This is a genomic window from Paenibacillus odorifer, from assembly GCF_000758725.1.
GTDB lineage: Bacteria > Bacillota > Bacilli > Paenibacillales > Paenibacillaceae > Paenibacillus_AQ > Paenibacillus_AQ odorifer.
Genome location: NZ_CP009428.1, coordinates 321,275 through 344,001, shown reverse-complemented (window position 1 = coordinate 344,001; position 22,727 = coordinate 321,275). Strand labels below are relative to the sequence as shown.

Annotated in this window: 19 protein-coding genes; 4 read left to right on the top strand and 15 right to left on the bottom strand. The window is 46.2% G+C overall.

Annotated elements, in window-relative coordinates:
• Window positions 1–18 precede the first annotated feature (18 nt).
• Both PODO_RS01535 and PODO_RS01530 read right to left on the bottom strand, forming a co-directional pair.
• Window positions 19–963 carry a DUF1861 family protein gene (locus PODO_RS01535; protein WP_038568279.1) on the bottom strand — a complete coding sequence of 315 codons (945 nt, stop codon included), beginning with the start codon at window positions 961–963 and terminating at the stop codon, window positions 19–21.
• The gene (locus tag PODO_RS01530) at window positions 929–1,225 is read right to left on the bottom strand and encodes a helix-turn-helix domain-containing protein (RefSeq protein WP_051491502.1); all 297 of its coding nucleotides are present in this window, start codon (window positions 1,223–1,225) and stop codon (window positions 929–931) included. The genes PODO_RS01535 and PODO_RS01530 overlap by 35 nt, the downstream gene beginning before the upstream one ends.
• A gap of 216 nt (window positions 1,226–1,441) precedes the next feature.
• Between PODO_RS01530 and PODO_RS01525 the strand changes: the two genes are divergently transcribed.
• The 3 genes from PODO_RS01525 to PODO_RS01515 are packed head-to-tail and all read left to right on the top strand — an operon-like array spanning window position 1,442 to window position 4,801.
• Window positions 1,442–2,623: a glycosyltransferase family 4 protein gene (locus PODO_RS01525; protein ID WP_036687342.1), complete on the top strand. Its 1,182-nt coding sequence runs from the start codon at window positions 1,442–1,444 to the stop codon at window positions 2,621–2,623.
• Window positions 2,623–3,729 carry a glycosyl transferase gene (locus PODO_RS01520; protein WP_052096719.1) on the top strand — a complete coding sequence of 369 codons (1,107 nt, stop codon included), beginning with the start codon at window positions 2,623–2,625 and terminating at the stop codon, window positions 3,727–3,729. The genes PODO_RS01525 and PODO_RS01520 overlap by 1 nt, the downstream gene beginning before the upstream one ends.
• Window positions 3,722–4,801 carry a mannose-1-phosphate guanylyltransferase gene (locus tag PODO_RS01515; RefSeq protein ID WP_036687341.1) on the top strand — a complete coding sequence of 360 codons (1,080 nt, stop codon included), beginning with the start codon at window positions 3,722–3,724 and terminating at the stop codon, window positions 4,799–4,801. Before PODO_RS01520 ends, PODO_RS01515 begins: the two co-directional genes overlap by 8 nt.
• 104 nt (window positions 4,802–4,905) lie before the next feature.
• On the opposite strand, the gene PODO_RS01510 is transcribed toward PODO_RS01515, so the two are convergent.
• From PODO_RS01510 to PODO_RS01480, 7 genes are all read right to left on the bottom strand, one after another.
• Window positions 4,906–5,142: a DUF6953 family protein gene (locus PODO_RS01510; RefSeq protein WP_036687339.1), complete on the bottom strand. Its 237-nt coding sequence runs from the start codon at window positions 5,140–5,142 to the stop codon at window positions 4,906–4,908.
• 110 nt (window positions 5,143–5,252) lie between these two features.
• A complete protein-coding gene (locus PODO_RS01505; RefSeq protein WP_036687337.1) occupies window positions 5,253–5,570 on the bottom strand; it encodes a hypothetical protein in 318 nt (105 codons plus the stop codon).
• Window positions 5,571–5,627: 57 nt separating this feature from the next.
• On the bottom strand, window positions 5,628–6,503 hold the full coding sequence (locus tag PODO_RS01500) for an alkaline phosphatase family protein (protein ID WP_052096718.1): 876 nt from the start codon (window positions 6,501–6,503) through the stop codon (window positions 5,628–5,630).
• A 4-nt stretch (window positions 6,504–6,507) separates the two neighbouring features.
• Entirely contained in the window at window positions 6,508–7,551 is a 1,044-nt protein-coding gene (locus tag PODO_RS01495; RefSeq protein ID WP_038568274.1) for an ABC transporter ATP-binding protein, read from the bottom strand.
• Complete coding sequence (locus PODO_RS01490) at window positions 7,548–8,351, bottom strand: ABC transporter permease (protein ID WP_051491499.1); 804 nt, start codon at window positions 8,349–8,351, stop codon at window positions 7,548–7,550. Before PODO_RS01490 ends, PODO_RS01495 begins: the two co-directional genes overlap by 4 nt.
• Complete coding sequence (locus PODO_RS01485) at window positions 8,348–9,268, bottom strand: ABC transporter permease (RefSeq protein WP_036687331.1); 921 nt, start codon at window positions 9,266–9,268, stop codon at window positions 8,348–8,350. Before PODO_RS01485 ends, PODO_RS01490 begins: the two co-directional genes overlap by 4 nt.
• A 91-nt stretch (window positions 9,269–9,359) precedes the next feature.
• A complete protein-coding gene (locus PODO_RS01480) occupies window positions 9,360–10,472 on the bottom strand; it encodes an ABC transporter substrate-binding protein (protein ID WP_036687329.1) in 1,113 nt (370 codons plus the stop codon).
• 280 nt (window positions 10,473–10,752) lie between these two features.
• Between PODO_RS01480 and PODO_RS01475 the strand changes: the two genes are divergently transcribed.
• Window positions 10,753–11,520, top strand: coding sequence for a hypothetical protein (locus PODO_RS01475; RefSeq protein WP_038568271.1), 768 nt, complete (start codon window positions 10,753–10,755; stop codon window positions 11,518–11,520).
• A gap of 45 nt (window positions 11,521–11,565) precedes the next feature.
• Here PODO_RS01475 and PODO_RS01470 read toward each other — a convergent pair whose 3' ends face one another.
• The 6 genes from PODO_RS01470 to PODO_RS01445 all read right to left on the bottom strand — a co-directional run bounded on the left by PODO_RS01470 (window position 11,566) and on the right by PODO_RS01445 (window position 22,662).
• Window positions 11,566–12,345: an ABC transporter permease gene (locus PODO_RS01470; protein WP_036687327.1), complete on the bottom strand. Its 780-nt coding sequence runs from the start codon at window positions 12,343–12,345 to the stop codon at window positions 11,566–11,568.
• Between the two features lie 15 nt (window positions 12,346–12,360).
• Window positions 12,361–13,137 (bottom strand): ABC transporter ATP-binding protein, encoded by a 777-nt coding sequence (locus PODO_RS01465; RefSeq protein WP_038568268.1) that lies wholly within the window; start codon window positions 13,135–13,137, stop codon window positions 12,361–12,363.
• 12 nt (window positions 13,138–13,149) lie between these two features.
• Window positions 13,150–14,190, bottom strand: coding sequence for an ABC transporter substrate-binding protein (locus tag PODO_RS01460; protein ID WP_036687322.1), 1,041 nt, complete (start codon window positions 14,188–14,190; stop codon window positions 13,150–13,152).
• Window positions 14,191–14,212: 22 nt separating this feature from the next.
• Window positions 14,213–15,667, bottom strand: coding sequence for an aryl-sulfate sulfotransferase (locus PODO_RS01455; RefSeq protein ID WP_038568266.1), 1,455 nt, complete (start codon window positions 15,665–15,667; stop codon window positions 14,213–14,215).
• A gap of 25 nt (window positions 15,668–15,692) precedes the next feature.
• Window positions 15,693–16,232 carry a MarR family winged helix-turn-helix transcriptional regulator gene (locus PODO_RS01450; RefSeq protein ID WP_036687318.1) on the bottom strand — a complete coding sequence of 180 codons (540 nt, stop codon included), beginning with the start codon at window positions 16,230–16,232 and terminating at the stop codon, window positions 15,693–15,695.
• A gap of 526 nt (window positions 16,233–16,758) precedes the next feature.
• On the bottom strand, window positions 16,759–22,662 hold the full coding sequence (locus PODO_RS01445) for an S-layer homology domain-containing protein (protein ID WP_052096717.1): 5,904 nt from the start codon (window positions 22,660–22,662) through the stop codon (window positions 16,759–16,761).
• Window positions 22,663–22,727 lie beyond the last annotated feature (65 nt).

Here is a 22,727-nt window from a genome sequence, read left to right as displayed (position 1 = left end):
AAACCAACTGAAAGAACGCTAGGATTCATATTCGTCAAACGGGTCCGCGATCTCAATCTGATACGCTTCTGCGTCACTCACCCCTACAGACAATACCGCCCGGCCTCCTCCAAGACGTTTCAAGCCACCGCTGAAGATGACATCCTCCAGTTCTTTGCGCTTGCCCGGGCCCGCCGGAAAATCACTGCGGACTGCTATTATTTTGACCGGAGTTGCCTTATAAGTCTCAGGATTCAGCGAAAAAGCCATGGCATAATAGTGTTTGTTTCCGGCGCTATCGAAGCAAGCAATGTGGCCCAACACGCCCACCTTCCCACCCCGCAGCAGATGAGCTTCATTGGCTCCACCCCACTCTTCGGGCACGAATTGATCCTGTAGCACCTCGGCATCAATGAAGGTCTGCTCATTCAGTTCGTCCAGCGAAGGAATCACTGTGAACCCAATCTGCCCTCGCCCACCCCGTTCGCCCTGCGGCCGGGTAAATACGCCTACACTGCCATTATCAAGCTCGATAAGCCGGATATCCTTCATCGTGCCGGGGCCTGAAGAAAAGTGGGTCAAAGAATCGATGTGATAACCCCGGTAGAACTGGGTCACCCAGGAGATAATCCGATGCGGATCATCCGCTGCCGTAATCACTTCCACCCCGCCCACAATAAGTTCCCCCCTGATCCGGGTCCAGCACGGGTCCTGTAAATTGTACGTATGCGTATGCGCACGAGGTCTCCAAACCCCATCATGGCATGTAAAAAAGAAGACTTGAGAGAACTCACTGTCCCGTTCCTCAACTCTTCCCATTAGTACCTCTTCCCCGTTATACATAAACGGGGCGGTTATATTATAGACATCCCGGTGCCCAACACCGGTGAACGTCAATTTATTTACAGTGGTTGTACCGCGTCCGGCATGATATGTATCCAGAAGCTGCTTACAGGTGGCTGTCTGTGCCGGGTTCCTTGTCATCGCCGTCCTCCTCATAATCATTTGAACGATCGATCACCCAATCGTTGTCTTCCGCATCCATGGCAATCAGCTCGCCGGGCTGGACATTAAAGTATACACATAATTTTAGCAACAGATCCCTTGGATACTGCACCATCTCATTCTTATACATTCGGCGTACCGAATCAAAATGGTAATTGATCTCTTTAGCAAGCTTGCGGATCGATAATTTCGGATCATGCCTCTCCATGACCTCACTCAGTTTACTGCGTATGACTGGCATTCATACACCTCCTCCAATAATATATCCGTACTAACCCCAAGGCGTCAATCGAATTGACAAGATAAAACGGTCATGTTACAGTTGGATTAGGAAATAATTTGCAACATTTCTAATTTTAGAAAACCAAATACCTTTCCCTATTCAGAAAATAGAGTCTTCTTTATTTTCTTTTTTTGTATCCAGACCAATCGCAAGACCATTAGGGAGGCTCTTTGAATGAAAAATACAGTCCGTAATCACAACATCGTGTTCCTGGGAACCAGTCTGCCGCGAGAGTGCGGTATCGCCACGTTCACACAGGATCTGCTAGATGAACTTATCCACCTTCCCGGCTTTAACCCGCCCCGGATTATTGCCATAAACAACAATGAAACCTACGCTTACGATCAGCAGGTAATACGGCAGATCGACCAGCATAATTACGCAGATTATATAGATACGGCCGATTTCCTCAACAATTCTGATACCGATTTGTTGGTCATCCAACATGAATTTGGCATCTACGGCGGAGAAAGCGGTGAATACCTGCTCCCCTTTGTCGAACGTTTGAACATTCCGTATGTTGTTGTTTTTCACACAGTGTTGACCAAGCCCTCCCCTAAGCAGCATCAGATCATCCGATGTCTGGCCGAGCGTAGCGTGCAGGTCGTGACGATGGCAGAATCAACCCTTACCGATTTATCTACTATTTATGAGATCCCAGTTTCCAAAATCACATTCATCCATCACGGTGTCCCTCAAGTTAGCACAGCCTCACGCACCAGCCTTAAAGCACAATACGGTTATCCAGACCGCAAGATCCTCTCCACCTTCGGCTTCCTCAGTCCCGGCAAAGGGATTGAATACAGCATCGAAGCCATGCGCGGCGTGGTCAAGCGCCATCCCGAAGCACTTTACATTGTCTGGGGCAAGACCCATCCGGTCGTCAAGCTGGAATCCGGGGAAGTTTACCGCCAGAAACTGACGGACCTCGTAGAAATGTTTGACTTGCAGGACAATGTCCAATTCGTCGATAAGTTGCTGACCCAAGAAGAAGTAATAGAGTCCTTGGTCATGTCAGATATCTATGTGACTCCTTATCTGGGTAAGGATCAGGCCGTCAGCGGCACCCTGGCCTACGGAGTCGGTTATGGCCGGGTCATCGTGTCGACCCCTTACCGCTACGCCCAGGAAATGCTGGCAGAAGGCCGCGGTCTACTGGCTGATTTTCATGATTCTGCTTCCTTGGAAGCCTGCATTTTGCGCTTGCTGAACAGCCCTGCTCTGGTGCAAACGATGGAAGACCGCACGTTGAAGCTCGGGCTCACTATGCGCTGGAACGAAATCGCCAAAATCTATGCCGCCTTGTTCCACAGCCATATCCAGAGCTCGGCGTCAGCTGATCGGAGCGTGATTTAATGGAAACCTCCACCACAGTACAGTCTAAACCAGGCTATATGCGCAGAATCACGGACGATACAGGAATCTTTCAGCATACCAAGTTTGGGGTTCCGGACCGTTCAAAGGGCTACACTACCGATGATAATGCCCGCGCCCTGATTGCTGCGGTCTTAATGTACGAGAATTCCCGGGATGCCGTGGCACTCGATCTCATTCATACGTATATCTCTTTTATCTATCATTCCCAGACAGCGGACGGCAATTTTCGCAATTTCATGGATTATAACCGCTCCTTTATAGAGGATAAAGGTTCTGAAGATTGCCAGGGACGTACCTTGTGGGCACTAGGGTTCGCCTTGTCGCATGCAGCTTCCCTGCCTGACAACCTGATGAATACCTGCCGGTATTTGATCAATCAGGCACTGCCGCATCTGGAAGCCTTGGGCTCACCTCGGGCCGGAGCCTATGCCATCATCGGCTTAAGTTATCTTACCGAAGCACCCGGCCCATTAGGTTATGCTTTTCCATACCCGCATACTGAAAACACGACCGAAGAAGCCGCCTTTCTGCCAAGGGCAACCATTGAGAGTCTGATCGAAAATATTGCGGTTCGGCTGCATAATCAATATACCCGCTATAAGGGGCACGGCTGGAATTGGTTCGAGGACAGCATCACTTATGGCAATTCCATGCTGCCCTGGGCTCTGCTTCGGGCCTACCTAATCTCCGGGAATAAAAACCTGCGGGAGACCGCCAAGGAAAGCCTGGATTTCCTAGCTTCAACCACCTTCTCCAGCAAAGGCTACTATAAACCGATCGGCAGCCATGGCTGGCTGCTGCGTGATGGGCTGGCTGCACCCTATGATGAACAGCCCATTGAAGCCTGCGAGATGCTGCTGGCCTGCCGGGAAGCAGCTGTTGTTCTTGAGGACCCCGCCTATCTTACGCAAGCAGAATTATGCTACAACTGGTATCTAGGGCATAATTCCTTGGGAATCCCTCTGATCGATCCGCAGACTGGTGCTTGTTATGACGGCATCCATGCCGCGGGGCTCAACCTGAACCAAGGCTCGGAGAGCATTATATCCTTCACAATTGCCCGGTTGGTGATGCATCATGAATAAATATGCTACGATCCTAGCCGGCGGGGGCGGAACACGGTTTTGGCCCCTGTCCAGACAAGAAATCCCAAAGCAGCTGCTGAACATTAGTGGCAACGACATTATGTTAAACGATACGATTGAACGCTTCAAAGGGATTATTCCTCAGGAGAATACAGTTATCGTTACTAATCGTACCCAAGCAGTATTGTTGGAGAGTATTATGCACAGCAGCGTTCTCAAAGCTAATATTCTAATTGAACCTGTGGCGCGAAATACAGCCGCTAGCATTCTTTTTGCAGCATTATCTATAGAGAAGTCTCATGGCAATTCTTTAATGGTCGTCCTTCCTTCCGATCACTATATAACGGATGAGGAACAATTCCGTCTTACACTAGACGAAGCCTGTACTGTTGCCATGGAGTCAGACAAAATAGTAACCATCGGAATCAAGCCTACTTTCCCATCTACTGGCTACGGCTATATTGCCTTTGATAAGACGCCGATTGCGACAAGCCCAGTGGCTGTATATGATGTAGATGAATTTGTAGAGAAACCAAACTTTCAGAATGCACAGAGTTATCTGGCATCCGGTAATTATCTATGGAATAGTGGGATTTTTATTTGGCAGACCTCTGTCATTATTGATAATTTCAAACGTTATCTACCTCGACTCTACAAAACCATGCTGCCCATCAGTGATTGTTTGGGTACAGATCAGGAAGAGGAAGTTATTAATGCCATCTACCCAACGCTTCAGAATATTTCGATTGATTACGGCATTTTAGAACGCTCTGATGAAGTTGTCGTGCTTTCCGGACAATTTGGCTGGAATGATATCGGTAGCTGGGATGCACTGGGTTCAATCTTCCCTCCGGATGATGCAGGCAACATTATAAAAGCAAATCATGTGGGAATAGATACCCATAACTCAATCATTTATGGAAATGGCAGACTTATCACGACCATTGGTGTAGACGGGTTCATCATTGCGGATACTGGGGATGCACTGTTAATCTGTCCCAAGGATAAAGCGCAGTCAGTCAAAGATATCGTGGAGCTTCTAAAGGAACAGGGAATGACAGAATATATCTAACTAAAAAGAATGCAAAAAGACGGGCCATTGCAGTACATGCATGGTCCGTTTTTTAACTAATTATATAAGTTGAACAGTTTGTACATGTTTTGTAAGCGCCAAACTTAGGTCCAAGCCCACAAGAACCCGTCTCGATCCCAAGCAATTCTCCCGCCATGGAGTTTCCGGAAAGCTTTCTTCACTTCTTTGGAGAGTGAGGCATTGCCGTTCTCATTCACAAATACAAATTGTTCTCCAAAATTCTCTTTCACATATTCAATCGCCGCCGTCTGATGCAAGGTACCCGTAAAACGAATCTCCTTCACCATCCATTCTGCTACTTCTTGTGCGGTTATTTCCATATGGATGCGCCTCCTCTCTGTGCTTACTGCTAAAATGTGCCCTCATTATAACATGAATACAGCCCAACCGGACAAACGTCCGAATTGGGCTGTATTGAAGTCATTTTACATCACTGTGGATAGATATGGTTCGAAGGATAACGGGACTTCTGTCCTCCACTCACCATCAACAGAATCCCAGTAATTAAGTGCAAGAACCAGCCCACAAAAGGAATCCATGCCAATAAAGAAGTTATAATTCCTAGCACTGAACCGTAGATAGACTCACGGTCTCTTGAAGATAAAATCAATGTAATCACATGTAGAATAAACATCAACCCCAGAACGGAATACCCCGTGCCAATAACAATAGCAGCACCCAGGATTGGAATTGCCAAAATAATTTCACAGGAACCCGTAATCCATTTCATAGCTTTAGAAGCGCTCAATAGACAACCTCCTAATTGGTTGAAATATATGATTTTTCTCGTGCTAATTATTTTATTTCATACCAACGGCAAAGGTTCTTCCACTTTGTCATGGGATTGCTTCTGCACAAGTGGAGGCAAGCCCTCCTTACTCATTGCTGCCGAAGGGGCCAGCCCCAAACAGTGGCACATTAAAGGAGCCAGTCGCAGCTGTGGCAGTACTTCTTCCTCTTTTTCCGAAGATAATACATCTACCCCAAACGTATATAATGGCACATCTCGCTCGGAAGGGGTTATCCCGCCGTGGTACCCATTTGCGTTCATTCCATGATCTGCCGTAATCATAATCTTATAGCCCTGTTCCATCCAAATGGGCAAAACAGTGGCCAACAGACCGTCAGCATTACGCACTGAAAACTCATATTCCTTGCTCTCTCCGCCATAACGATGCCCGGCGTCATCTATATTCATGGAGTGAATGTATAGGAAATGCGGATCATAGGCACTCCGTAAATACACAGCGTCGGCAAACACATGACTGTCGGGATAGTGATCCTCGAAATAAAAACTGCCATGCTGAATGGGCTTCATCACATTGTGCTGATGGCGATCAGCAAGCGGATCAAAAGGGGCCGAATTATAAAGCTCACTGACCCAATGATAGGCGACAGCAGCTGTGCGCAAATTAGCGCCCACTGCCAGATGGAATACGCTCTCTTCATGGCTTGGTCTCACAATATGGTTAGCCGTAATTCCATTTTTGGACACGGGTGTACCCGTCAAGAGCACTTCATAAAGCGGGCGTGACAGACTGGGTAATTCCGATTTCACTCGGTGACATGATATTTTCCCCTGCTCCACCAGATGCTCCATATACCCCATATATTCACGTGCGGCCTCATATCTAAGTCCGTCCAACACTACCACAATAAGTTTATTGTTCATTTCAGTCATCTTATTACGCTCCCTCTCGTTCCAGATGCAGCAGCTCAGAAGGGTTCAGAGCCAAGGTGACGTTAGCCCCTTCCACCAGCCTCAGCCAGCGTCCGTCATTTAAAAGATCAACCGTTAAAGAAATGTCTTCCACCTCTACCGTACACCTAACAATATTGCCCAATACGGAGACAGATTTAATGATGCCATCCACCAGTTGCAGTCCGGCAGCAACCTCGTGAAGTCCCGCGCCCTCATGCAGCAGCGTAACCGCCTCAGGCCGAATAGCAAATCGGTCCTTCGTGCTATCTATCCCCCGGAACAACGTCATCACTTCTGATCGGGTCAATACATTGTAACTGCCCATAAACCGGGCAACGAACTCTGTTCGTGGTGCGGAGTACAACCCCTCAGGTGTGCCATCCTGCACAATCCGGCCACCATTCATAATACAGATGCGGTCAGAAAGAATCAGTGCTTCCTCCTGATCATGCGTCACGAATAGTGTCGTCATGTTAAACCTTTTTTGAATATCACGGATTTCAGCACGTAAATTCTTGCGTATCTTAGCATCTAGTGCGCTTAAGGGTTCATCCAGCAGCAATACTTTGGGCTGCACCGCTAGAGAACGAGCCAGCGCTACCCGCTGCTGCTGTCCACCAGAGAGGGACTGCGGATATACATCCCGTTTATCCTCCAGATCGACCAATGCCAGCAATTCCGCGCAGCGATGATGGCGGGCTGATTTCGATAGTCCCCGCATTTTCATTCCATACTCGATATTTTGGCTCACCGTCAGATTGGGGAACAAGGCATAAGACTGAAACACCATTCCTACCTCGCGCTTACGGGGCGGCAAACTTCCCAGATCTTTATTTTCCAAAAGAATTCTGCCGCCATCCAGCTCTGAAAGACCGGCTATGCAGCGTAGCAATGTGCTTTTTCCACAACCGGAGGGGCCTAGCAGTGTCACAAGCTCACCTTCACGGATCTCCAAATCAACATTGTCTAACACACAGGTATTCCCAAACATTTTGCGTACACCCTGCAGCTTTAGATAATCATTCATCCCTTAATACCTCCCCCCATCTTTTTACCGAGCTTCATTAGTACCATCGAAAGAATTAGAATAAACAGAAAATAAGAGATCGCAATCGCACTGGCCAAATGTCCACTTTCACCAACCCTTTGATATAGATATACCTGAATCGTCTGAATATGTCCGCCAACTAACATGTTCGTAAGAACAAATTCGCCGAATAGAACTGAAAATGATAACAGTGTAGAGACGATAACCCCAGGCCATATATTAGGCAAAATCACATTCAAGAAGGCCGTTCTTCGGCGGGCACCAAGCAGCTCCGCAGCATGCAGCAGTTCTACGGCATTAACCGTTAACAGACTATTGCGAATGCCCTGATACATATAGGGAAGGATGACCACAAAATATGCGCCCACCAATAAATACGCTGTTCCAGCGATATCAAAAGGACCAGAGGAATAGGTACGAATAAGACCTACCGCAGCCACAACACCAGGCACCGCATAAGGCAAAACAACAATACCTTTCATAAAGCTCTCCCAGCGCGGAAAATAGAGGGTGATGACAAAAACAGCTGGCAGCATCACGGCCAGACTCAGCACCACGCTGATCAGGCATAAATAAAGCGAGGTCCAAAGCGCCTCCAGAAAGCGAATATCCTCAAACATTTCCCCAAACCAATTCAAGGTCCAAGCTCGGGGCAGCAGGGTATTCTGCCAGTCTTGTGCAAAAGCATAAATACCCGTCGCCAAAAGAGGAAGCAGCAAATACACCATGAGCAGCAGCATGAAGGTGCGTGGAGCGAAGCCTGCTTTGCGTATATTCATTGCCCTACCTCCTCACGAGCTGTCCATAAACGCCGGGGAGCTGTGGTTTTCACATCCGGTTTACTGAGCGCTTTCGTTCCGAACCTCTCCGCGCGCCGCACCATTAAATGGTTCAGATAAACCGCCAAAATCGTAGTCAGACCAAGAAGAACAGCAAGCGTACTCCCCATTTGTGGCTGTGTAACCACATCTCCGGCAACCAGTGAACCGATACGTACCGCCAACAGATTGTAATTTCCGCCAACCAATGCGTAAGCCGTGGCATAAGCACCCATTGCATTAGCAAAAAGAATTCCAAGTGTGCCAAAGATCGCTGGAGTTAGAATAGGCAGGCCAATCGTCTTCCAGAACTGCCAAGGCCCAGCCCCCAGTAAAGACGCTGCCTCTCTCCACTGCTCACGGATTCCGTAAAAGGACGGGTACAAAAGCAATAAGGCTAACGGAACCTGAAAGTATACATACACCAGTATTAGACCTGACCAGCTATATAGATCAAAATCGGCAAAAACACTCCAGCCCCACTGTTTAAATAAGAGTGTAAACACCCCATTATTTCCGAGCAAAATGATATAAGCAAACGCCAGCGGAACACCTGCGAAATTAGAGGTCATATTCGACAGCATTAGAAGTCTATCGCGTACTCTCGGGGTAAACCGGGTAATGCAATAAGCACAAAAAAGTCCGATAATGATCCCTATCAGACTTGAGGTTATGGAGATTAGCAGACTGTTCTTAATCGCCTGCATGTAATAGGCACTTTGCAACGCATGCAGATAATTGCCTAACGTAAATCCCGTTCCGTCCGCTGTGCGTAAGCTTCCCGTCAGCATGGATATTATAGGTACCAGTTGAAAGGCTAACACCATTAGTGCAAATGGAATAAGTGCCAGGATCACACCGCGGCTTCTTTGTTTCATCTTACTCGCTCCTTGTCGCGGGAATAGAACAAAGGCGCCTTACGGCATCATGACGAAGGCGCCCTGCTTCTTTTTTGGGGAGAAATGAATACTAATTCAAATGTACAAGCACACGTTCCTGCCACAATTGAGGAATGGTTTTTGCCGTCTCTTCCCATACCTTGTAATCACCAACAGGCTTAGCGTTGACATATTCTTCTTTTGGTAGCAGCTTAGCTGCAACATCATCCGGCAACGTTACACTGTCACGGATCGGACGAGCGTAACCTTTGGCAAGATTAATCTGTCCTTCATCACTAAGGATGTATTGGCGTGTAAGCTTCGCCGCGTTAGGATGCGGCGCATATTTGTTGATGATCGTGGCATACCCGCTCACGACACTACCTTCTTGTGGAATGGCTACAGCGAAGCCATCTTTGTTGATCTGGTCTCTATAGTTCAAAGCGTTGAAATCCCACAGCAGGGTAACTTCCACTTCACCTTTTTCAATGTTGGCAAGGGAAGCCTCTGCATTGGAGAGACGTCCTTTTTTAGCTAAATCCTCGAAAAAAGCAATCCCTGGTTCAATGTTCGACTCGTCGCCACCAAAGGCAATCGCTGCGGCCAATACAGCCATCTGTGCTTGAGCAGCTTTGGTTACATCACCAACGATGATTTTGTAATTGCCGTTCTTCAGATCTTCCCAGCTCTTCGGCGGATTCGCCACGAGCTTAGTGTTAGTCAGAAAAGAGATGGTGCCTTGATAGCCTACGATCCAATTTCCGTCCTTGTCCTTAGCCCAATCAGGGATTTCATCCCAGTAGGATGTTTTATAAGGCTGTGTTACCCCTTTCTCCACGGCAACCGATCCAAACGCAATCCCCACATCTCCGATGTCGGCCGTTGGTTTGTCTTTTTCCGCATCAAACTTGGCAATTTCCTCCGCGCTCGACATATCGGTATCCGAATGTGTAAGACCATACTTACTGTCCATATCACTCCATGTATCTTTCCAGTTCGCCCAAGAATCCGGCATTCCTACACTGACGATACTGCCCTCTTCTTTAGCTTTACTCTCGATCTCAGTCAGACTTAATTCTTTGGTGCCAGCCTTTCCATTCGTTGTTTCTTCAGCCTTGGCTGAATTTCCACAAGCAGCAAGCAACAGGACGAGCAAGGATAACATTAGACCCATTGATAATTGATTTTTGATCCCTTTTTTCATGATTTCCCCTTCACTCCTATTTCTTATTTGCGGGCTTCTTTATGCTCCAACTGTTAGGCACCCAATTGCAGTATAGGCGTGTACTATTTTCGCGGCATTAAGGAGAATAGGAATATTTGTAAATAAAAAGAAACGACCTGTCGTCTTTTTTAGATGACCGCCGTTTCCCTTAGAAATATTTTTATGAAAATAATTACATTAATTACACTAAAATAGAACTTTACTGATGTATAGTAGTATTTATTCATAATAAGAAATGACCCTCAGAGGAGCTTGAAAAATGCCGTTTACAAAAATTCAGATGGTAACAGGTTTATTTCTATGTACTTTGCTTATCTCAGCTTGCAACAATGCAGCTACTCCTCCTAAAAATAACACGCCAGATACAAGTAATAAAATCATTCAAATAAACAGTGATCTTTACACCCTCCCATTACGTGATCAGAATACAGAACAATACAACTACGCTGTCAAAACCTCTGCCGGTATCGCATGGTTGCCAGCTCCAAAAATGAGCATTGCCCCTGGAACAGAAGCAAATCCATTTTATTTTCCAACAGAGCCATTCACTTTCTATTTAAGTTCTCCTAATGAAAAATCACTAGCTGTAGAAAAGTCCAAGAAGCTATTGACGTTACCTTTAAATGATGGCGATGCTGTTCTGGTGGTTAGCGGCGTTTTTGGATTAGATGATTATATCCTCTATCATACCTTTTCCATTTTCACTGATGGAGCTCAGCCGATACGAGAACAAGCTTGGGTGATGAAAGTAGACGATCCAACATCTAATAAAGAAATTGCTCAATTCCATTCATCTGGAGGTAAATTTTATAGTTATGCAGTTGATGAAAAAGAAAAACTTTATCTATCGGTTTCCATACTTCCTGGAAACGCAGATGGTAGCTATAGTTACGAAGTTTATATTTATAATCTTCTGACTGGCAACAAAGAAAAAATAAATGATTATTCTCTTAATCCCTCATCACTGGATTCCATCCAATTTACTTACAATGACAAGAAATATTCGTATAAACTTCAGTCCAAGTAAAAAACTGCCCGACATTTCCAGGCAGTTTTACATGTATGAATATAACTACCGTCTACGCGCTGCCACACTGACAACACCGTATCTGTAAAGCACCTTCTTACCGAACCAGCCAAAAAGCCGATCCGTAAAGAAGCCCATAAAGCCAAGGCAGAACAACCCGACAAAGATCCAATCCGTACGGAAAAACAACCGGGAATTCCAGATCAGATAACCTACGCCTTCGTTCGAAGCAATCATTTCCGCGCCGATAATCGCCATATATGAGGTGCCCATCGCTAAGCGGATACCCGTAAAAATATAAGGAATCGTCGCCGGAACGACCACATGAATCAGAATTTGCCACTCACTGGCGCCCATACTGCGGGCTGAGCGGATTTTGTCCTCTTCCACGGACATCACACCGGTTAAAGTATTCAGCACCACGATAAAAAAGGTAGCGTACATAATTAACGCAATCTTCGACTGCTCCCCAATACCAAACCATACTAGGAACAAAGTAATGAATGCAATCGGCGGGATAAAACGGATAAAGTTCAGGAAAGGCTCCGCAAAAATACGGATCAAGTTCACCTTCCCAATGATTAGTCCTACTGGAATCGCCAGTAAACTGCCGAGTACCCAACCAATGAGCACCCGATAAAAGCTAATCCCTATATATTGCAGCAAGGTTCCGTCTTCCAGCAGCTCCCGTCCGCCCTTAAGTGTACTCCATGGTCCGGGGATCACATCGGGGCCATAGATTACAGCTCCAAGCTGCCAGACGCAGAGCGCGGTAATCCATAGAAGGGTTACGGAAACCCACTTCTTCTCCACCCATTTCCTCATCTGTCTCACCCTATCCTATTCTTCGAAATGACCTTGAATTTGATTGTATAACGAGTAGAATTCCGGTGAGGTTACGTCCCGCGGATACGGCAGTGTATTGTCATAAATATCTGTAATATTAGAGGACGGTCCTACTGACATAATGCCAATTCGTTCTCCCAGCAATAACGCCTCCTGAATATCATGAGTTACAAAAATCACCGTCTTATGTGTCTGGCGCCAAATGTTGACCAATTCCTTCTGCATCGTTCGGCGCGTCATCGCATCCAGCGCACCAAATGGCTCATCCATTAGCAGAATCGCTGGATCATTCGCCAGCACCCGAGCCAGCTGAACACGCTGCTTCATACCCCCAGACAGCTCCTTCGGGAACTTCTCCTCATGCCCGTTCAGCCCAACAAGCCCGATGAACCTATCCGATATTGTGTGCCGTTCCGCCTTTGCGATTTTCTTCATCCGCAATCCGAACTCCACATTCTGCCGGACGGTTAACCAAGGGAATAAGGAGGAATCCGCCTGCTGGAACACAACCGCCCGATCTCTGCCGGGCTTATTCACCTCTACATTATCCACCCGTAGATGCCCACCGGATTTGGAGACAAACCCGGCGATCATATTCAGCAGTGTTGATTTCCCGCAACCACTCGGCCCAAGCAGAACGAAGAATTCCCCACCTTTAATTACGAGATCTACATCTTTTATAATGTAGTGAATGTCCCCAGCAGTTGGTTCGCTGTAGCTTTTACGGAGCTGCTCAATATGAATGGTATGCTGCTTAGCAGGTAATGACATTCTGAACTCCCCCTATTTCTTGTACGTAACCTCTTCTGGCAATGCCTTCGCCAGCGGCTCAAGATTCAGCTTGCTATCCAGATCGAAATCCTTCTCGATGATTCCGTTGTCGACCATATATTTCTTCTGCTTGGTCAAACTGTCATACGCTGCTTGAGTAAATCCTAGTGCCCACGGATTATTCGGCAGGTCTTTTATCGTAGATTCCTTAGGCTGCTTCACTTCCTTATACATCAGATCAGCAACCTCATCTGGGTGAGCCTGAGCATAGGCTCCAGCTTCATCCACCGCTGCTAGGAAATTCGCTATACCTTGCGGATTCTTAGCCGCAAAATCATTTCCCGTTACAATCCCCATCCCCAATCGAACCGTGGTTTTAGACATATCCGTCAGTTCATGAACACCTTTAAGCGCATAGAGCTTATCATTCAGAACCGAACCATAAAACCATGCTCCATCCACAGCACCTTGCTTCAAAGCGATATAAGCTTCATCAAAGGCACCCTGTCCTATTAACTCCACATCACTGAGAGCGGCATTATGCTCTTTCAAATATTCATCCCAAAGATACGGAATGAAGGTGCCGCGTATGAAACTCAGCTTCTTTCCCTTCAAGTCTTCAGCCTTCTGAATATCGTCCTGTACGAACAATTTCCATTCAGTGGACGCTTCATCAGTCGCTAATCCCGCCGAGGCGATAATAGCATAATCGCCCTTCGCCACTGCGTTCAGCAAGGGGAAGTCTGCCCCGAAAGCCACATCCACCTGTTTAATAAAAAGGGCATTTACACCTTCCGCAGGGGAACCAAAGTTGACTAGTTCAGCGTCAATCCCGTGTTTGGCAAAGATGCCTTTATCTAATGCCACCCGAAAAGTGGGATTCGTATTGATGTCAGCAATTTTTATCTTTAATATCTCATCTTTGCTGTTCGCCGCTCCCTCTTTAGAGGCATTAGAGGCAGCCGCATCGCCCTTGGAGCTGCAGCCCGATAAAAGGATAACCACTGATAAAGATAAGAGCAGAAAGCTTGAGCTGATCCATGATTTTTTCAACCGACACATCTCCTCAAATTTGTTAATTTACCTTGCGGCTGCTGCCTTCATCCGTCGTCGCCACACAAGCAGCTCCTTCAACAAAGGGCAGGGTTGTCGCCACACTTACCACAGAATCCGATCCTTTAGGTGCAGACCCCGGGACTCTGAACTGCGTTACGTCTATTGGCTCAATCGCTTGTTCAACTGGCGTTTCCAGCTGTGGTACCCAGGCATAAGGCACACGGTAGGAACGATAGACCATGTTGGTATTTCTGGAGTCCGTAAATGGCGAGATATATTCCCATACCAGTTCATGTTCTGGCGTAACCTCAAAGAGTCTGCCGTTAGAACCTTCTGTAATTAAGGTGTTGCCATTCGGAAGCCGTTGAGCTGAGCTGATATATGGACTGTAGAATTTATAAGAATCGGTTGGGACAGAGAAACCAGCTTCTGCCGCTGTATATTGCCACTCAATCTCAAGGGTCACGGGATTAATCTCCAGAATTCGCGAGTGGTCGCGGAGTGCATTTTTTTGCCCAAAAGGAGAAGATGGATTTGGAAGACCATAACCGCCCCAGCCCCCGTTATCGAATACAAGTAAGTTACCTTCTCCCGGCAAACCTTTCGGAATGATGTGCGCATGATGCTGGCCAATGATCCAGTCGATATGCTTCACTTCTGGCAGCGAGTAATCCGGACCGATTCTCCAAACGATGGCTCCGGTACGCTTATCCGTTATCGCAATAATATTTGCTTCCCGCGCATCCCAGATCACGTTATCCGGATGGAAACGCTCGTCACCTGCATCGTAAAACTTATTGGGTCCTACATAAGAAGCCGAATTGATATGCAGCCAGTCCCCAACACCGCCACCTAGATTTCCGAAAGAGCGTGAGTTAGGATCACGGAATAGTACATTTTTGGCAGCTTCATCAAAGCCTAGCTCATCAAAATGTTCATTTGGAGCCCACTCCCAGACGATATTCCCCTCCCAGTCCACCTCAAGGATCGTGTCATCAAGCAATTGTTTGTCGGAGATCTGAGGATTGTAGATATTTTTGTGAGCAAGAATTAGCGTTTTGCCACTGTCTACCTTGGGTTCAAGCCCTGGTGCAAAATATCCGACCGGATTGCCTTCGCGCTGATAGTCATGATGCTGGCGGGCATACCAGAGGGGTTCATAACCCGGATCTTCTATATGTTCATAGCTGTTATATTTCCACACGATGTTCCCATCCCAGTCCACCTGTACCAGATCTACATTATCCTGTATGCCGAATTTGGGATCTCTTCTTCCTGTGCTGCCCAGCACATAACCACCCGGGAAGATTTTAGCCGGAAATCCAAGCAGCCCCTTCCACAAATGCACCTCTTTACCGTTCATATCTATCAGTACAACACCTTCTTCACCAGCTTGAAATACAGTATAGCCACTCCAGGCTTTGTCAGAGTTATATACGGTTGCTCCAGTTGGATAAATGGTTGAATGTCCCATCGTTCATCTCTCCTATTTTCAATTTTTAGTAGCTAAGATAATTACTTTTTTTGGTGGTTGTTCGTGGCTTCTGTTCAAGGGTTGGAGAGGTCTCTGCATTCTCCTTGGCGAGCTTCAGCAGGATATCCGAGAATCCTTCTAAATTGCTAATGATCCGCTGATAAAAGTCATTTTGCTGCGCCAATTCCTCCTCCGTAAACCCCTCAAACAAAAGCGAAATACATCGTTCTCCGATGTTGCTGTTCTGCTCCGCCAGCTTGCGGCCTTTATCCGTAATATCCAGCATTACCGTTCTACGGTCACCTTCTTTACGTCTGCGTACGGTATATCCACCCGCCTCAAGCTTATCGCTCAATGCGGTAATCGCACCTGAGGTGAAGTCTAGTTCATCCGCTAAGTCTCCTAGCCTTTGCTCACCATCGCGAATGATTTTGTGCAGAATCAGCATGCCTGGTAAGGAGATGCCTGCTACGGCGACCTTATCCCGCTCTTTCACGAATCTGCGAACCGCCTTGCGAAATGCCCAATCTGTCTCCTCCAGCTGTCTCCAATACTGTTCGCTCATGCTTACCTCTGCTTTCTCCCAATCAGCCCATAAAAAAAGACTCCCAGCACCTACCCCTGACAAGGGAAAAGTACGGGAGCCTTTGGTGGTCCAATCAGCTCGGTTGAATTATTTCACTGTTCATTTAATTACTGTTTAAGTATTGGTGATATCATATACCCCTTTATTCCTACCTGTCAAGTGCGTATTTTTAAGAATTCAAAAAAAGAGCACTCACAAAGGTGCCCTCCAACTTGTAAGCTTATTGACCACTTTCCAGTACAAGCGCATGACTGTCTTCATCATAAACCTGCATAAAAGATGATACGACCGGTAAATAACGCTCTAACCGGTAAATATATTTCACCCGATTCCTGAAGTGGCAGATTGGAGATATTTAATTTTAAAAATTAATCCAAAATATTATATATGAAAAATCATATGAGTAGTGAGAATTTCCTTTTTTCATAGAAGAACATGAAGACTACACGCCAAAAATGACAAAAAGCAGGCCAGAGTCACCTCTGCCTGCCTTTGCCATCCAATCTTATAAATTAATTATTCCATATAACAGTTTTGCGATTTCAGCGCGGGTTACTTTACCACGAGGGTCAAAGTTATTGTTGCCCTTGCCGTCAAGGATTCCCTTAGCCTGTAAATCAATGACTGCTTGCTTCGCCCACTCAGATACGCTATTCATATCCTTGAAGCTTGCAGTAGCAGCAACGGAAGCTTGCGATCCAGCTTTATACTGCATCAGTTTCTGCAAGACAACTGCCGCTTCCTCACGGGTAATTGCATCTTTAGGGCGGAACTTGCCATCACTGCCTTGGATCAATCCAAGCTGGACAGCTTTGTCTATCGACTGTGCATAATAAGCATCTTTAGATACATCTGCGAAAGCACTCTGGGCGATAGCTCCACTTGCCTCATCCAATCCGAGAGAACGAATGGCCAGTGTAACAAAGTCTGCGCGGGTTACATTCGCCTGTGGTCCATAATGCGTATCGTCAATCCCTTTAATCACATGCTTAGCCGTCAGCTTGGAAATATACGACTCTGCCCAGTGGCCAGCAGTATCCCTAAATTGCTTATGGTATTCCAGCACCGCAAAGGAGGAAAAGTGATTTGTTGTGAAGGTAACGGTATTATCCTTAAACACTCCACCCAAATATTCCAACGTGCTGCCATTTACATAATAGACACCCGCAAAATCCGTATCGAGCTTAGCAAGCTGTTCCATAGTCAGCGTCAAGGTAACCGTAACAGCACCTTTAAGCTGATGGATAGCTGTTTCTTTGCCGCCTGCTGATGTACTGAGGTTCATCGTAACGGTAGCTCTAGCTGGACCCATTCCAGCGACATTGGCCTGTACAGAAATCATACTCATATCAATGCTTAGTAGCAGCATATCACTGCCTGCCGGGATGGCTGGTAAGGAGCTTGTCGGTACGCTCAATGTAACGTTAGAAGACACAATATTCAGGTTCAGCTTCTTATCGATAGCCTGTTGTATACTCGCTGCATCAAGAGCAATTCTAATCTGATCTTGAGCCGAGGCGGCTCCGCCTACGCTAATCTTTAGGCTTCCCCCTGTAGCAGCTTCCTCTATCCGCTTCTTCAAGGCTGACGGATCAGCTGTATACGTTCCATTACTTCCTAATGTCAGTTCAATGTTTCCTTTTCCCGCTCCAGGTGTGGCTGTAGGCGTTGGAGTCACTATTGGCACTGGTGAAACTACTGGAGGTGCCGTTGTCGCCTCTGGTGTTGGTGTCGGCGTCACTTCTGGCGATGGCGATACCTCAGGTGTCGGCGTTACCTCTGGCGACGGCGACGGCGTCGGCGTCGGTGTCACCTCTGGTGTCGGCGTTACCTCCTCTTTTCCAGTGTAAAAGCCCCAGATATCTGAAAGCACACTGCCGGAGTGATCATCCTCGACCTTTGTGTACCATTGGTAGTAGCTATCCGGATTTAGCTTACTCCAAATGACCTGAGTCTCCGCGCCACTCTCTACTTGTTGATTGGCCGAAATTTCCTGATCGCTGTAAACCTTGACTCCGATATAGTCGGTAGCCACACGTTTAGTCACAGGCTGTAGATCCAGATCCAGAACGAACTCATCTTTGCCTGGATATTCGTCTTCATCATAGTAGTTATAATCATCCAAATAAGGCGAATAAGTCTTCACGCGAAGTTTGTTATTAGCAACATCGAACTGAAGCAGACGGATATAGCCAAGGCCTCCTTCTTCAGCACCTTGATAATCTGCCAGCATTTGATAGACACTGCGGTCTGGAATACCGTCACCGTTATCATCCAGCTCGTCCACCTTAAGCTCAGCATCATGATAATGGCCGGACAGTGCTGCGATTACATTTTTGTTAGGTTTCACAACCATCTCAAAAATTTTATCCGCAATAGGTGCACGGTTATTAGAAACCAGCAAATATTCATGGAGACAAAGAATCGCTTTACGCTCTGGATAACGGGCAACGATCTCATTCATCCATTCGATTTCTTCCTCAGCCAATCCCCAGCCCATGTATACAATAACAAAATCATTTCCGTTCGCAGACACTAAATCGTAATGGCCCCTGTTGTTGTCATAAGAGCCACCGAAGGTCGGCATATTCTTGAATCTCCACTCCCCAAAATACTCCCAGAACTTCGTGTAATCCCCGGTTTGATGGCCTACGTCATGATTACCCGCAAGAACACCATAAGGAATGTTAGCTTCCTCCAGAACCTTCATGTTCCGGTCAGCTTCCTTCCACTCATACTCCTGATAGGATTTATCCACGACATCTCCTGTATGGATTACATATTTCAGGTTCAAGCTCTCTTTGTTGTCAGCTATCCATTCTACATTTTTACGGTAAATGTAAGGGTAGCTCTGTGAATAATATTGTGTATCAGACATCCATACAAAAGAGAAATCATACGTATCTTGTGTTACTGTAGGTGCTGTCTTAGCCACAGAAGCAATTTCGTCCTGAACCATTACGGCAATGCTATTTCCATTAGCATATGCTCCAGCTGTAACCGTGGATTTCAGCTCAAAATCCTCTGTTCCAGCGATTAAATGATCCAGCTGTACCCATTTTTGTTGAGCAGGGCTCCAAGCGTAGAGACTTACTTTACGTCCCGGCAACGAATTCCCTTTCCATTTAATATCTACACGATCTGACGCCTTAACCGACTCATCCAGCTTAATTTCATAACGCTGATAAGGGAATTGATCAACAGCATCATTAATTAAATATTGTCCGTCCACCGCACTTATTTTACTGTAGTCGTCACCGCTAAGCGCTTGTTCGCCCGCAGGTTCGGATTGTTTCGGCGGCTCTGTATCGGATGCGTTTATAAACCCAGCAAAGCCGTGCTCTGGATGGTTAGCATCGTACTTGAATCCTCTAAAGAAGGTAACGTTTATCTTATCCTGATTAGGATCTTCAACCTTAACCTTTAAAGTCGGATTAGTACCTACAGCAGTCTCCCAGTTCGTAGGAGAAATAAGCAGAGGTGCAAATGGATTCTCATTCGGCACATGGAATGCAATTACCTTTTCTGCCTGATTGCCGATCTTATCCAAGGCTGTGATAGAAAGCGTATGATCCCCAGCAGATAACTTCCCGGATGAAGTAGCATAGGGCAGTTCAATAACATTACCGTCCAGCTTCACACTGACCTTAACTACGCCCGCATAAGTATCCTTAACTTCAGCAGCAATTTCAAAATTGCCACGGTAAGTTTGTCCTTCTTCTATCGATGCTTTAATGGATGGTGGCGTGTTATCGACAATCACGTTTGATGATACTTTCGTTCCACCTTCGGTAAGCGTTACTTTATGTTCTCCGTCAGGTACTTCTTTAGTATTCCAGTTATACGCCGTTGAACGGAACAAATCCGCTTTCAGATCGAACTGGAAGCCGAGGGATTCGTGCTTACCTGCGCTGTCCCCCATCTTGATTTCCTTATCACGTTCTGCATAAGCCGGATCCCAAATTTCGGTACCATCTGCCAGCAGGAGACGAACATTTTTCACTTCAAAATCATCCTTATTCTCCTCAGGACGAGGATCAAAGGGGGAAGATTTAGAGCCCGCCCGAATGTAAATCACATTATCCGCACCCACTTGTAAAGCGGCAGAAGAAATAGGAAAAGTCAATGTAGTATACGTAGTAATCGGGTCCAGAAAGGTATACAGAATACTGGCATCTCCTAGTTCTTCCGGTCCCATCGTGATGGCATTTTTAAAATAATAATCCACATTTTTGGCTTCAAATACAAAGTAGGCATCATTCTCAAGTGCAGTATATGCCTCGTTATTGCCCAGTAGCTTACTGTCGATGCTCAAGCCTAAATCATCAGCCTTAGCGGTGGCAGAGGTTCCTTTTACGGTCACAGAACCATTGATCAATTGCCCCTCCTTCACGTTCAAACGAAGTGGGGATTGATCCTGTCCTCCTGTAACTTTTACTTTTATTACTGGAGATTGTGTTTCATTCGTTCCATCAGAAACGACAAAGTAATATTGAATTTCATTTCTGCCAATCAAATCAGCAGAGGTCAATTTAAAGTGATACAAGCTGTCGTTGAAGTCTTGGGATAGATTGTGGCTAACAGCCTCCGGCTGCTTGTCCGAAGATACTCTAACCTCCACAGAAGTAACAGCTTTATTGTCATCAGCAAAAGCCTTCAAATCGAGACCCATCGACTGGTCAATCTCCGTTACGCCCGTCAGATCTTCTACTGATGGTTTCTCTGTATCCGGCTCCACATGGATCGGCGTGTTTGGAAGTTGTGTTACATCCGTATGGCCTGGTGACGGAACGGCTGAGCCCGTACTGATCTTGAGCATTTTGCTTAGTCCATTGACAGGATACTTGTATAGAAGGGCTTTATTTTCTTTAGTATCGTCACCTTTAGCTCCACCATCGTAGGTGAGGTCTGCATCATAATACGCGGAGGAAATTTCTTTCTCCGTGTTACTTTTGATTACGACTGCCCGGCGGCCTGAGTTCGCCATACCATCGCTTTTGATCAAAAAGAGATTGGTGCCTTCAATTAAGTTTGTGTTGAATTCTGTATTGAAATCATTAGCAGTGTAAGTGCTATTTGCACTATTAATAACCCAAAACACCACGGACTGCTGTGCAGGAATCAGAAAGTTCTCTGGTGTCGAAGGCCACTTCACATCAGAAGCGTTACCTTTATCGGGATAACGATAATAGACCTTGTATTCCTTGAAATTAACTGGTGCATCGGTATTGTTATAGACCTCAATGAATTCAAAAGCGTCGCTGCTCGTTCCTTTTACATTCGTCGAGTTTGGCAGCAGCTCTGTGATTAACAATGGTGGCACATTGTTCGGATCGAACGCCGGCAGATTCACATGAACAGAATAACTCTCTGTCACATTGTTAACGCGGATGCTGTAATGCAGCTCCGGCTCTTCCAGCGCAGCTGCAGGAATCATTGCCGCATAATCGTCCCCACCTTTTGAGGTCATGGTGATTACCGTATCTTTCACCTGAGAAGGAGAGCCATACTGTAGCTTCACTACGGGTAGTGATCCATCTGCCCCGCTTTCCAGATTAGTAATCTTCGCACTGATAGGAAGATCGGCTGGATCAACACTACTCTGTGCGATATGTTCAATCACTGGCTGCTTGTCCCCAGGAACTAGCTCAGGCACTTGTTCTGCCTCTACGGTTCCAGGCGTAGCCACAACCGTTCCCGAATTCGCCATGAGGTTCATAACGGAGCTATCTGCCTGCAAATATTGATAGAAGATCCCGTTATTCTCCTTCACCTGTTCTTTTCCATAGGAAGCAGAAACAATTAGCGTATCTCCTGCATTGCTTTTAATTTGTAAATTACGCGCAGAAGTATTAGCCATCCCCCCGCCACCGTTGATCCGGAACAGATTCACTCCTTCCTGCAAAGCTGCAGTAGGACTAAAGTTTTTGATGAAATCCTCCGTAGGAACATTCAGATTATTGCCGTTCATAATCCAGAAAACAATATTTCCATGCGCCGGTATTACAGCATCACCATTAGGTGCCCATGTATCTTTGTCATTATAAAAGAAATAATAATCCTTAAAATTAACCGGCTTGTCCGTATTATTGTAGACCTCAACGAACTCGTAACCATCTACAGAGGTTCCATCTGTCCCTTTTACATTTTTAGTATCCGGAACAACTTCTGTAATCAGTAATGCTCCTGGATGGTTAGGTACCGCGTACACATCTGCCATTACAGTCGGTTGACTTAAAAGCGTGTCGAGCTCAACCTGTTCATCAAAATGCGCCTCTAATTCGGAAGATGTCTGCTCCATCTCCAGCTGCTGCTCCTCGGCATATCCTGCTGGAACCATGATTCCAAACATCAGACTGCTGGCAATTACGCTGGATAGAAAACGTTTAGCTTTTGCTGTTATTCTCAAAACTCCGAACACTCCCCATTTGTTTGATTGTGATTCAATGCATAAATATGCATTGAATCTCATCT

Excerpts from the sequence above, each read along its gene's own strand:
- PODO_RS01535 (WP_038568279.1), bottom strand. The coding sequence starts at position 963 with ATGACAAGGAACCCGGCACAGACAGCCACCTGTAAGCAGCTTCTGGAT.
- PODO_RS01530 (WP_051491502.1), bottom strand. The coding sequence starts at position 1,225 with ATGCCAGTCATACGCAGTAAACTGAGTGAGGTCATGGAGAGGCATGAT.
- PODO_RS01525 (WP_036687342.1), top strand. The coding sequence starts at position 1,442 with ATGAAAAATACAGTCCGTAATCACAACATCGTGTTCCTGGGAACCAGT.
- PODO_RS01520 (WP_052096719.1), top strand. The coding sequence starts at position 2,623 with ATGGAAACCTCCACCACAGTACAGTCTAAACCAGGCTATATGCGCAGA.
- PODO_RS01515 (WP_036687341.1), top strand. The coding sequence starts at position 3,722 with ATGAATAAATATGCTACGATCCTAGCCGGCGGGGGCGGAACACGGTTT.
- PODO_RS01510 (WP_036687339.1), bottom strand. The coding sequence starts at position 5,142 with ATGGAAATAACCGCACAAGAAGTAGCAGAATGGATGGTGAAGGAGATT.
- PODO_RS01500 (WP_052096718.1), bottom strand. The coding sequence starts at position 6,503 with ATGACTGAAATGAACAATAAACTTATTGTGGTAGTGTTGGACGGACTT.
- PODO_RS01495 (WP_038568274.1), bottom strand. The coding sequence starts at position 7,551 with ATGAATGATTATCTAAAGCTGCAGGGTGTACGCAAAATGTTTGGGAAT.
- PODO_RS01490 (WP_051491499.1), bottom strand. The coding sequence starts at position 8,351 with ATGAATATACGCAAAGCAGGCTTCGCTCCACGCACCTTCATGCTGCTG.
- PODO_RS01485 (WP_036687331.1), bottom strand. The coding sequence starts at position 9,268 with ATGAAACAAAGAAGCCGCGGTGTGATCCTGGCACTTATTCCATTTGCA.
- PODO_RS01480 (WP_036687329.1), bottom strand. The coding sequence starts at position 10,472 with ATGAAAAAAGGGATCAAAAATCAATTATCAATGGGTCTAATGTTATCC.
- PODO_RS01475 (WP_038568271.1), top strand. The coding sequence starts at position 10,753 with ATGCCGTTTACAAAAATTCAGATGGTAACAGGTTTATTTCTATGTACT.
- PODO_RS01470 (WP_036687327.1), bottom strand. The coding sequence starts at position 12,345 with ATGAGGAAATGGGTGGAGAAGAAGTGGGTTTCCGTAACCCTTCTATGG.
- PODO_RS01465 (WP_038568268.1), bottom strand. The coding sequence starts at position 13,137 with ATGTCATTACCTGCTAAGCAGCATACCATTCATATTGAGCAGCTCCGT.
- PODO_RS01455 (WP_038568266.1), bottom strand. The coding sequence starts at position 15,667 with ATGGGACATTCAACCATTTATCCAACTGGAGCAACCGTATATAACTCT.
- PODO_RS01450 (WP_036687318.1), bottom strand. The coding sequence starts at position 16,232 with ATGAGCGAACAGTATTGGAGACAGCTGGAGGAGACAGATTGGGCATTT.